The organism is Halorubrum sp. T3, from assembly GCF_000296615.1.
Lineage (GTDB): Archaea > Halobacteriota > Halobacteria > Halobacteriales > Haloferacaceae > Halorubrum > Halorubrum ruber.
In genome coordinates this window covers 1-10967 of sequence record NZ_JH815331.1, presented here as the reverse complement: position 1 = coordinate 10967, position 10967 = coordinate 1, and the positions used below count along the sequence as shown (strand labels likewise).

At 66.5% G+C, this 10967-nt stretch carries 12 protein-coding genes and 2 pseudogenes; 8 read left to right on the top strand and 6 right to left on the bottom strand.

Translation table 11 applies throughout. From position 1 onward, the window contains the following. Positions 1–872 (top strand): annotated as a pseudogene (locus tag B378_RS17195) (hypothetical protein); the annotation flags it as partial. 3 nt (positions 873–875) lie between these two features. On the opposite strand, the gene B378_RS0115610 reads toward B378_RS17195, so the two are convergent. The 3 genes from B378_RS0115610 to B378_RS16920 form a co-directional block, all read right to left on the bottom strand. Then, complete coding sequence (locus tag B378_RS0115610) at positions 876–1193, bottom strand: hypothetical protein (RefSeq protein WP_017344698.1); 318 nt, start codon at positions 1191–1193, stop codon at positions 876–878. After that, entirely contained in the window at positions 1190–1450 is a 261-nt protein-coding gene (locus B378_RS0115605) for a hypothetical protein (protein WP_017344697.1), read from the bottom strand. Before B378_RS0115605 ends, B378_RS0115610 begins: the two co-directional genes overlap by 4 nt. 246 nt (positions 1451–1696) lie before the next feature. Next, positions 1697–1846: a hypothetical protein gene (locus B378_RS16920; RefSeq protein ID WP_017344696.1), complete on the bottom strand. Its 150-nt coding sequence runs from the start codon at positions 1844–1846 to the stop codon at positions 1697–1699. Between the two features lie 148 nt (positions 1847–1994). On the opposite strand from B378_RS16920, the gene B378_RS0115595 reads away from it, so the two are divergent. Both B378_RS0115595 and B378_RS0115590 read left to right on the top strand, forming a co-directional pair. Beyond that, positions 1995–2309, top strand: a complete 315-nt coding sequence (locus B378_RS0115595) for a hypothetical protein (RefSeq protein ID WP_017344695.1) — start codon at positions 1995–1997, stop codon at positions 2307–2309. Continuing rightward, complete coding sequence (locus tag B378_RS0115590; protein ID WP_017344694.1) at positions 2306–2569, top strand: hypothetical protein; 264 nt, start codon at positions 2306–2308, stop codon at positions 2567–2569. Before B378_RS0115595 ends, B378_RS0115590 begins: the two co-directional genes overlap by 4 nt. A 459-nt stretch (positions 2570–3028) precedes the next feature. On the opposite strand, the gene B378_RS0115585 is transcribed toward B378_RS0115590, so the two are convergent. Together B378_RS0115585 and B378_RS0115580 are read right to left on the bottom strand one after the other, a co-directional pair. Next, positions 3029–3316, bottom strand: a complete 288-nt coding sequence (locus B378_RS0115585) for a hypothetical protein (RefSeq protein ID WP_017344693.1) — start codon at positions 3314–3316, stop codon at positions 3029–3031. Then, positions 3313–3627: a hypothetical protein gene (locus B378_RS0115580; RefSeq protein ID WP_017344692.1), complete on the bottom strand. Its 315-nt coding sequence runs from the start codon at positions 3625–3627 to the stop codon at positions 3313–3315. The genes B378_RS0115585 and B378_RS0115580 overlap by 4 nt, the downstream gene beginning before the upstream one ends. Before the next feature lie 579 nt (positions 3628–4206). Between B378_RS0115580 and B378_RS0115575 the strand changes: the two genes are divergently transcribed. The 4 genes from B378_RS0115575 (at position 4207) to B378_RS15980 (ending at position 9490) form a co-directional block, all read left to right on the top strand. Next, positions 4207–4830, top strand: coding sequence for a hypothetical protein (locus B378_RS0115575; RefSeq protein WP_017344691.1), 624 nt, complete (start codon positions 4207–4209; stop codon positions 4828–4830). A 158-nt stretch (positions 4831–4988) separates the two neighbouring features. After that, the gene (locus B378_RS0115570) at positions 4989–6071 is read left to right on the top strand and encodes a hypothetical protein (RefSeq protein WP_017344690.1); all 1083 of its coding nucleotides are present in this window, start codon (positions 4989–4991) and stop codon (positions 6069–6071) included. Next, positions 6064–7962, top strand: coding sequence for a UvrD-helicase domain-containing protein (locus tag B378_RS15985; protein WP_017344689.1), 1899 nt, complete (start codon positions 6064–6066; stop codon positions 7960–7962). The genes B378_RS0115570 and B378_RS15985 overlap by 8 nt, the downstream gene beginning before the upstream one ends. Next, positions 7955–9490: a hypothetical protein gene (locus tag B378_RS15980; protein WP_017344688.1), complete on the top strand. Its 1536-nt coding sequence runs from the start codon at positions 7955–7957 to the stop codon at positions 9488–9490. The genes B378_RS15985 and B378_RS15980 overlap by 8 nt, the downstream gene beginning before the upstream one ends. Before the next feature lie 3 nt (positions 9491–9493). On the opposite strand, the gene B378_RS0115555 is transcribed toward B378_RS15980, so the two are convergent. Further along, entirely contained in the window at positions 9494–10129 is a 636-nt protein-coding gene (locus B378_RS0115555) for a hypothetical protein (RefSeq protein WP_017344687.1), read from the bottom strand. Between the two features lie 99 nt (positions 10130–10228). Here B378_RS0115555 and B378_RS16025 point away from each other — a divergent pair. Then, positions 10229–10967 (top strand): annotated as a pseudogene (locus B378_RS16025) (hypothetical protein); the annotation flags it as partial.

The following is a 10967-nucleotide window of genomic DNA, read 5'->3' as shown; positions in this document are numbered from 1 at the left end:
GCCCAACCGTCGGTCCGGTCAACGATCCCACCTCGATCGCGTCGACGACCGCGGTGACAGGCACCCAAGAGGTCGATCCGGCGTCGGACCCGACCGGGATCGACCCCAGCAACGATCTGCGCGACCAGTTCGGTGGCCCGCTCGGCGGCGGGACGTTGCCGGGTGACGCGACCGGCGGCGGTTCGGACACGGGGACGCTCGACGAGACGAACGACCCGACGAACGTGGCGCCCCCCGACTCGACGACCGACACCGGGACAGACGTGTTCGCAGGGCCGGGGGCGGACGCTGGCACCGGCACGGGATCGGGATCGGACACCGATCAGCCGCCGGCGAGCGATACGGATCAGCCGCCCGTGACGGACACGCCGGCGCCGCCGGTGGTCGATGTACCGCCTGTGACGGACACGCCGACCCCGCCGATCGTGGACACGCCGCCCGTGACCGAGACGCCGCCTGGAACGGACACGCCGCCGGGGGGGTTCATCCCGCCGGGGCTGTTTGGGGGAGGGACGCCGCCGCGGCCGCGGATCGACCGCGACGATCCCGAGCCGGACGAGCCCCGGCGGCAGCGCCCGGAGCCGCAGGACGAGTTCGGTGTCTTCGGGCGCGTCGACGCTGGCGGTCCCGCGAGCTCCTACTTCTCGGAGACCCTGACGGCGCTCGCGCTCGGCGGCTTCGCGGGCGACCGCTCCCCCGCCGAGGGGAGCGAAGGCGTGTTCTTCGGCGGGGCTCCGACGCAGGCGTCTGCCGACGCCGAGGGCGACGACGCCGAGGCGTTCGCCGAGGTTTCGGGGCTCTTCTTCGGCGTGCCGTTTTTCGGAGCGGCGTCGAGCGAGGAAAGCAGCGATCCCGGGTTCTCCCTGCTCTAAGCGCTATCTGAAGGCCGATCCTCCCTGCTCGAACCCCGGGGGTTGCGGCTCTTCTTCCGCCGTCCACCAGTCGGCTACTTGGTCGATCCACACGCCGAGGTCCAGCGTGCTCGCGAAGGCGGCCGGATCAGCTCGGAAGGTAGTCACGACCTCGTCGCCGACGACGATCCCCCACAGACTCGCCTCAGCTTCCGCGCGGTAGATCGTCACGGGCGGGTCGCGGTTGTGTATGATCGTCTCCCCGACGTCGGCGGCGTCGACGAGCACTTTGGTTAGGTGCGCGTACTCGTCGGCGATCTCGACTTCGTTCTCTCCCGTCATCGCCAGCGCTCGTCGATCGACGTCCGGTACTTGAGCGCGATCACGTCCGTGTTGAACCGCTGAATGGTCCGCGGGTCGAGCTCGTCGCGAGCGTCGTCCATGTTCTCGCGGGACTGAATCAGGTGTGTGAGCGCCGCGTCGATCACTTCGGACCGCGGCGGCTCGTCGTGCTCGTCGCGGGCGACGATCGTCGACGCCCGGTCGAAGAGTCGCTTCCGCTCGTCGTCGAGTCGAATCGTGGTTCTGTCGGTGGTCATTAAGTGCGGATGTATGAACGCGGCTCGAAAGTCGTGCTGCTCGGGTGAGCGAAGCGGCTCGCGTTTAAGTAGGGGGTGTCGGATAAGTGTACCCCGACGTGGAAATGTTTCCACGCCGGGCCGAATCTATGTACACGATCGCGCCCCCTCCTCGTCGACGGCGCGGTTTTGTACATAAAACCGGCGGACCCGTTACATCTACGCGCACCACCACGGGGTCGGCGTCGAAGACCCTGCTCCGCGGACTTACTCGCTGTCGGCATCTTCAATCAGCCCCCAGATCACGTCTTCGTAACTCTCGCCGCGGTCCTTCCGGTCGTGTAGCTCGTCCGCCAGCTCGTCGGTCACTTGGATCGAAGTGCGCCCCATATCGTCTATGTCTTCTGTGGTTGCCATAATTCCATGTGGAACACGTGTCTCTTTGAACATAGTTCTATGGGTACCATAGAATTAAGTGAGTAGAGTTTAGAGGTAGTTGTAACTCGGGAGCGGTCTTCGCGAGAAGGCCCGCGGCGCGGACACGCCGCAGACCGAGCCATCCAATATGGCAACTGATGCTAACACGGACGGCGGTGAAAAGGTTATAGTCCGACAGTCAGACAGCTACGGTTCGCGCCACTCGCGGCTTCCAGGTGTCGACGGCGCGACCGTCTCCATCGAGACGCCGGAGGCCTACGGCGAGCAGTCTATCAGCGTCTCCGGGTACTCCTACGACGACGAGGGAGGCGACGTCGAGCTTATCTTCGGCGACGAGGTCCAAGTCGGTATGTGGCTCTCACCGAGCGACGCCCGCGCGCTCGCCGAGCAGCTCCGGCTCGCCGCGGACGAGGCCGACGCGGAGATCGGGGGCGAGCCATGAGCTCACGGTTCGCCGGTCGCTCCGGTATCAACTACTGTCCCCACTGCGGCGCCGAGCTCTCCGAGACGCTCGCGGAGCACATGGGGCGCGGCGCGTGTGGCGAGCACAGCTCGCCGAACCGCTCGCCGCCGACGCCCGACGAGCCGGAGATCAAGCCGCCGACACTCGACACGCACGACGAACGCGACCACCCCGACGCCGATCTCGACGAGCGGCGGGCGCTCGCCGACGAGCTGGCGGACGAGAACGTGTGGGTCTGACCGCCCCCCAGCCCGTCCTATCTCGCCCGCACGACGAAACGCGCGATAATATACTATGGTATCGCGCATGGTCGTGTTGTTGTCAGAAACAACCCGCGGGGTCGCTGTCATGCGATTATTTCCCGTGTCCTTACCACACCGACAGAATATGCGCTCTGGATCTACCACGCCGGTCGGTCGCGGGTCGATGTGGGGACTCGCGGATTAGATCGCGGTGTCGCGACGGCCGATCCACAGATCCACACCCCGATCACCGCCGCTGGGGTGGTCGGCGCCGCGCCCGCACGTCGAAATACGCGCGTATATATATTGAAAACCCGGCGTCGCGATTGTTGGACAGTAGCCACCCGCGGGGTCGCTGTCATGCGATTATATTCGAAATGGTGTCCAATCCGACAGAATATGCGCTCTGGATCTACCACGCCGGTCAGTCGCGGGTCGACGCGAGAACCGCGCGGATCAAACCGTGGTCTTGTGACGGTCGATCCACGCGATCTGGACGTACATGAGCCCGACCCATGTCCCGAGCACCGCCGCGGGGCCGGTGATCGGCGCGAGCGGCGTGTTCAGCGGCGTGCCGACGAGATAGGTGTCGACAAAGATCCGCTCGACACCGGGCCAGGCGACGAGCGTGATCAGCGTGGGGAGCGCGGCGAGCGTGATCAGCTCCCACGCGATGGTTAGGACGTCTTCGGCCGCGTCGCGCCATGTGAGCTCGATTTCGCCGCCGGTCTGGTGCTCAGTCATAATCCACCCCGCCAGCGAGCGACGGCGCTCACAACGAACAGAACGGCCGCGACCAGAGCGGCGCCGCCGGCCGGTGTCGTCGAGCCGAGAGCGAGCCCGGCGAGCGACAGCGCCAGGGACGCCCAGCCGAGGGAGCCGGTTAGATCAACCAACTGCGATCGGTTGGTTGTGGGTTGGAGCCCCTCCCTGACGGCAGCCCGGACGGCCTCCGATTTGGACTCATACCCTGAGCTGAACTCCTCGAACTCCTGCCACAGCGCAGAGTCCTCCCGAACCTGCGCTGAGAGCATCTGCGTGTTGGGGTCGCTCATTACGTATTCCCGTTCGTGACGCCGCGTAAAAAGTGTTTTGGACAGTTATAGCCCATTAGAACGGTGTTCTAACGCGTTGGAACCACAGTCGGGCCTTGAGAAACACTTATTTGAGAGCGCCCGCTACTGGGAGGTAAGAGAGGATACAGACGTCACTCAAGGCGAGAGTGAACGGAACGACGACGACCGGCCCTTCTTGGACGGGAGGATGCCGGTCAGTCGTCGAAAGGCACGATCGGCGCTGTGAAAGCCAACTGGACATACGGTGTCCGGGCTCTTGGCTTTTTCGGCAGCGCCGGCACGCGACCGGCGATATGAGAACGCAACACGCTAACACGGAAGATACGAGCGGAATAGCAGATAAACAACAGCTTCGATCGCGCATCGGGGTGGGACGGTGAGCGCCGACCACGCCCTCACGGGCGACGCAGACCACGCTCTCAGCGGCACAGCGCGCGGCGAGACGTGCCGGGCACCGAACTGCTGGCGAGACGCTGCGGCCGTCCGTGTGGCCGGTGAGACGGTGCGTGAGACCGTGCTGTGCGAGCGTCACCGGCGCACGTTCCTGGGGGTCAGCTCATGAAGTCCGACCTTCAACGACGCTTCGAAAAGCTTCGCGACGAGCCGGAGGATCTCGAATACGCCGAAGCCGAGCTCCATTACACGCGCTTCGGCTCGCTCGACGACTTCCGGGCGTTCTGCGAACGGCACGGGCTGAAGTACACCGCCGAATGCGCGGAAGGAGCGCACCGGCACTTCTGGGTCGCACCGGACGGGTGTGTCCTTCAGACCCACCGCGACCCGGCGGACCCACGCGAGCAGGATGATCCGGGGTATCTGTCGTACACCGCGGTCCGCGGACCGGCCGGGGCGGTCGAAGCGCTGCTCCGGGATCTCGTCGAATCGTGCTCGTATCTCAAAGGCGCGTTTTCGCCGCTTACGACCGACAGCGGCGACGTGTTGCTATCGCCCTATGAGTATCGCGAAGAGTACCGCGAGCAGCAGCGCGACGACGACGAGAGCGACGCCGTCGACGTCTCGGCGCTGCTCGGGTGGTTGAATCCGTACCAGCGACCGCCGGCGTACCGGCAGGTGCCGGTGTCCATCCCCGGGAGCGACGCCGAGACGCTGCGAGGGTCGGAGTACGACAGCATCCCGGAGCTTCCCGCCGGTGCCGCCTACGGGAGCGGGGTGGAGCCATGAACCGTTCTGGCGCGAATCTTTATAGACGGGTTGGATCACCCCCCTTCGAAGGGGGAGGGGGGTACCCCCTCCCCCCCTTCCGAGGGGGTGGGATCAACCCTATAGTAGTAGTCTCTCGCCAGAACGGTTACCACACTACCGGAGTCGGGGGGATCTGAATGTCGGACGAGTACCTATCCGCGACCTCGGACGACGTCGGGCCGACGATTGCCGCGGCCGAAGTGATGGATCGACTCGCCGAGCGCCTGAACGCGGTCGACAGCATGGCCGGCCGGATGGAAGAAAAGAAAGCCGCGGCCGAAGCCATTGCCGAGCTCGCGAGCGACGCCGACGACGCGCTGGCGGTGGTCGAGTCCGCAAAGAACGCGGCCGGGGACGTCGCGATGAAGGCACAGACAAAGAAGGGTGCGATACTCGACGCGATCTCTTCCGCGACGGCGGACGTCCGGACACAAGCGGCCGAAGACGGATTGTCGCTGGACCACGGGCTCGCTCTCGATCGGTATCTGGAAGAGAACTTAGAGACGGTCCGGCGGATCGAGTCGACGGATCATCACTCGGAGACGACGCTTAGCTGGCAGTTTTCGGATGGTGCGGTCGTCGAAATGGACGACGGAACCCATCTGGAAAAATACAATTTCTACAAGAAGATCGCGATGGCGACCCGCGAAAAGCTACAACTCGAATTAGTGAGCGAAGAAGTCGGAGACCCGGAAGAAGACGGCTATGATCGGCTATCGCTCGGGCCGCGAAGCCGCCCCTGGCATGAAGATAATTGGATCCAATGTATCACGGATGTGCTCGACGAGCGGCAGACGTTCGTCGAGTCGGTCGGCGCGCGCACGATGGCGTGGGAAGCGGTCGCGAACGAAGTGCGGCTGTCGCGGGCGGTCTCGGATCTCCCCGTGGCGGTTGACCAACTCATGCCGCACGCGATGGAAGACGACGACGGCGAGCTGGCCGAAGTTTGGCTCCCCGGGAAGACCGTCACGAAGGTCTGCGAAGAGTACGCTGTCGAGCCGAAGGCGCTTCAAGAAGAGCTGGCTGCTCGCGGCGTCGACAGCGACGACCTCGGCGGCGATCGCGTCTCCGAGCGCGTCACGGTCGGTCAGAACGGGGTCCGCTTCTGGCGGCTTGACGCGACACACGATGAAGTCCCCGCCCCCGCCGAGATCGTCGACGAGGTAGAGACCGGCGCCGACCGCCTCAACTCGATGGAATGGGGTGGTCTCGATGAGTAGACTGCCCGAGAGCGTCCGCGAGAACCTCCCGGACGACCTCGCGGACGCGGAGATTGCGGGCGTCGAGACGGCCGACGTGGATGAAGACGTTCGGCTGTGGGGGCCGCCTGGAACCGGGAAGTCGACACAGTCGGCGCTCCGCACGGCCACGCGGGCGGCCGAAGAGGGCCTCCATCCCTCACAGATGACCGTCGTCACGTACCGGAAGGCGCTGGCGGGCGTCGTCAAAGATCGGCTGCTCGAATGGGGTCTTTTCGAGGCCGACGACGACTTCGAATATTGGACCACGATCCACGCGGCGGCGGCCCGCGCGACCAACTTCCACGACCGCTTTAGCGACGACCGGCCGGGTCTCGAAGGTATGGTCGGCGGCCGCGCCGAGTACCGATTCTGTAAGGATCTCGGGATCTCAAAGCGACCGTCAAAGCCCTGGTTCGAAACGCGCTGGACCGTCTTCCGAGACCTCTACAACTACGCGAAGAACAACCTGCTTGACGTCGGTCGGTATCGGAACGTCCCGGACGGATGGCTTAAACCGCTCACGTCGAGTCCGGTCGCGTCGCGAAAACTGAAAGCGTTCCGCGATGAATGGGGGACAGACACCGACTTCGAGACGGTCGCTCGGAAGTGGGAAGACTTCAAATCGCACCACGACTGTTACGACTTCTTCGAGCAGTTGACCGCCGGGCTCGGCGGCGAGCTGCCGCCGATGCGGCACGTCGTGATCGACGAGTACCACGACGCGACCCCCCTGATGGCGGCCCTAACCGAGCGGTGGGTCCGGAACGCCGACACCGTGATCGTCGCCGGCGACCCGGACCAAGTCGTGAACGGCTACGCCGGCGCCGACCCCGGCTTCTTCGAGGATCTGGCCGAACGGACCGGCCGCGACGTTCCGATTGTGAAACTCGACAAGTCGTACCGTTGCCCGGACGAGCACTTCGCAGCCGCGGCTCGGGTGCTTTCGGACGAGCGGAACCCGCCGAGCCTCAAAACTGACGGCGCCGGTGCGCTGAACCGCTGGCCGGGTTTTGAGTACACAGAAAACGGCGGTTCTTGGAAAACCCCGTCCGCCGAACGCGAAGGCTCGCCCGCGTATCTGGTGGACAACTTCGGCCGCGACATGATGTTTCTCGCACGGACCCGGCGTCAGGTATCGGGGATCGCGGCCGCTCTCGATCACGCTGGAGTAGTGTACCAATCACAGAAAGACGTCGGCGGCGATTGGGAAACCCGACTGCTGCTGTTGAACGCGCTGGACGTCGTCGCGGACGCGACCGCCCCGGGCGAAGCCGATGAAGCGCTCACCGGCCGGAGCGGCGGCGATCTCTCCGCCTACGCGCTCACGGCGGAGCAGGCGCGCGTCCTTCGCGAGCACAGTCACGGCCGGTACACAACCCGCGACGACGCCTGGAACCAATTCATCGGCGACCTCGACGACGGGGAGGCCGTGTCGCTTCGAGACCTCCGCGAGTACGTCGAAGACACATGGTTCACCCGGTACGGGCGGGGTGCGGAGTCGGTCGCGAAGCTCGTCGGGTTAGACCTGACGGACGAGGTAGCCATGATCAATGCCGCCAAACAGTACGACCTCCCGCTGTCGCTCGAAGACGTGGAAACGCGCGTGCTCACGATCCACGCCTCGAAAGGCGCGGAAGCGTCGAACGTGGTCATTTACGACGGGATAACCAACACAATCGCCGACAGTATGGAGCAGTCGGCCACGCTCCGAGAAAACGAGGCGCGGACGTGGTACGTGGCGCTCACGCGGGCGTCTGAACGGCTCCATATCATCCGTGGTGCGTTCGGGTATGATACCTACCTCCCGGACGACTTGGAGCCGTGGGCGGCGTCTGCGGCCGAGCAGATGCGGGGTGAGACCGATGCCTGACACGGTCGACGAAGCCGCGGTCCGCGAAGCGCTCGAAGCAGCCTATCAGCGGAAGGCCGACGTGGACCCGAGCCCGATCGAGCTCTACGCCTACGCCTCGGACCTCCCGGCTGGCGTCGACGCGGAGCGCGCGCGGTCCATCGCGAAGGACGTGATCCGCGACCCGCCAGCGGCCGAACCCGCCGAACCGGCGCCGAGCGCGTGGGAGCAGGCGGACTTCGGGGACACGAACCCCGGGGTCTACCCGTCCGATCACCGGGATCGCGCGTCTTGGATGGTTCAGAACGGCGGGAAGATGGCTTACGCGCCGTGGTCCTCGGCAGACGAGCCGGCGCCGTGCTCGGAGCACAACACGACCGCGGACAAGTGCGACTGCGACGCGCGCTGGAAGTGGGGCCACGCTCCGAACCGCCGCCCCTTCGAGAAGGCGAAGCTCGCGCTCGACGATCCCCGCTTCGACGGGCTCGCGTTCATCCAAACCGAAGATGATCCGTTCGTGTTCGTCGACGGCGACGACGTCCGCGACCCGGACACGGGCGACGTTCATCCGGCTTTCCGCGCGGTTCTGGAACACCTCGGACCCACTTACGCGGACGTGTCGACCTCGGGGACGGGTGTTCACGCCTACTACCGGGGCGCGCTCCCGGGCGACGAGACGGCGCCGAGTTGGCCGATCGACGACGAGCCCTTCGGTGCGAACGACGACCTCCCCGAGATCGAGCTGTATTCAGGGAAGCACGTCTGTATCGCGACGGGCGAGCAGGTGTCCGGGACACCGACCGACGCCCGCCGCTGGAACGGGGAAGTGCTTCGGCCGCTGCTCGAAGCGAACGGCGAGCTCGACGACGAGACGCCGACCACGGACAGCGGGAGTTCGTCGCGCTCGTCGACGAGCGGAAGCGGGTCCGACGCGATGGACGCGTTCAACCGACTCGACGCGCGGGAGGTGGCGGAGAAGACGATCGTCGACGAATGGACCGGCGAAGGCGGTGCCGGGGACACGTTCCTGCCGACGTGGGGGAGCAGCGGCGACGGCGGGACTGCGAACTTTGTCGACGAAACCTGTTGGGTCGACACCGGCCACAACGGCGGCCGCGGCGGCCCGGCAGAGATGGCCATGATCGACCTCGGGGAGCTGCGGAACGAAAACAGCGAAGTCGGGTGCGTCACGGGCAACGACTTCCGGACCGCCTACGAACACCTCCGAGACCTCGGCTTCAACCTGCCCGAACTCGACAGCAGCGGCTCGGAGCAGAAGAGCGACTACTACGACGCCCGGCTGGGGGAGTACGTCGACGGCGACCCGTGGAGCGACCCCGAGGCGATGCTGGCGGCGTGTCTGCTCGCCCGCTCCGAAGGCGCGGTTTCACGCGACGCCGACCCGCCGACGCTGGCGCTGCTCCCGATCGTCCGCGAGTACCTCGGAACGGACGACGTCGGCGACGAGACCCGGGAGATGGCGGCAGAAGTGTTCCTGAATGAGCTGTCCGCGGCGAAGCACGTCGACGGTCGGGAGTTGGACCTGTAACCGTCAGTCGCTCCCGTAGGCGTCCCATCGGCGCCGCCGGCCGCCGTCCGTCGCGACTGCGGCCGCGTCGGTGTGCTCGTCGACGGTGATCGGCTCGCCTTCGGCGGTCGGGTCCGACACCAGCTCGCGATGCTCGCCGTCCTTCCACTCCCGGACCCGGTGCCCGACCCAACTATCCGCGTAGGGTAGCAACCCCGCGATCTCCGAATAGGACGGGCCGCTGTCGGTCCACGGCTCCCGAAGTACGATCGCCACGGCGACGAGCGTCTCGCGATCGAGCCCGGCGAGCAGCGCGTTCATGCCGCGCTCGTCGGCGTCGCGGAGTTCGTCGGGGTCGATCCACTCGAAGGCTGTCGCTTTGGGGTTCATGTTCAGGGGTTCGTCGAAGTGCTCTTGACACTCGGCACATTTCCAGGCGCCGTCGAGGCGCTGCGAGCTGTCGCTCATGCTGCTGTCACTCTTCGGTGCGACGGACAGCGAGTAACACTCGGGACAGCAACGGCGTTCGGCGTCGGGCGTCGAGCTCTCGCGAGTCGCGGCCCGTCGAAGCGCGTCGGCGACCGTCTCACAGTCGCCGAACTCTTCGCGGAACTGCTCGGGAATCAGCCCGTGCGGATCGTCCCAATCCTCGGCGCCCATTACGACCGAATAGACGGACGCGAGCGGCGTATATACCCGCGTGCCGCGGTCAGTCGGCGCGTGGGTTTATACGGCGCTCCGCGAGCGATTGCCGGTCACATGAGGATCCCCGGAGCACCCGGCCGCTTCAACGGCGGCGGCGGGAGCGACGACGAGGAGGAGACGGACAGGAGCTCGGGCAGCGCGCCCGACCCGGACCCCGCGCCCGAGCCGCCGGACGAGATCGACGACATCCAGCGCACGAACCCGGGGCCGCCGAGCGAGCCGGATCCGGACCCGTCCCCGCCGACCGGGGGCGGGTACGTGCCGGGCGCCCCGGACGACGGCGGCGCGTCGGGCCCGTCGCCGCCCGAGCCGGACCCGGCAGACGAGTTCGGCCCGGAGCTGGGCGGTGATCCCGCCGGAAGTGGTGGGGGTAACACGGGCGGAGAGCCGGCTCCAGCGCCGGCCCCAGACCCCGAGCCCGAGCCGGACCCGACGCCCGACCCCGACCCGTCGCCGACCAGCCGCGCCGGGACCGACGTCGACATACCGGATGGTGCGTCGGACGGCGGCCCGCTCGGCGAGCGGCTCACCGGGAACCTCGACGAGCTCGGCGAGATATACCGAGAGAACGTCACCCGGCCGGTCGGCGACTTCACGGCCGCGACCAACCCGGCCGCGCGGCTCGAACGGCGGCTGTTCGGCACGAACGCGGTGGGCGAAGTGTCCGAGGGGTTCGGCGAAGGCGTGGCGCAGATCGGCAACGTCCCGGGAAACACCGCCGCCGGGATCGACGTGGCACAGGCGCTCGCGCAGGCCAGCGCGCGGTCTCGCGACCAAGTGGTGATCGGCGGGG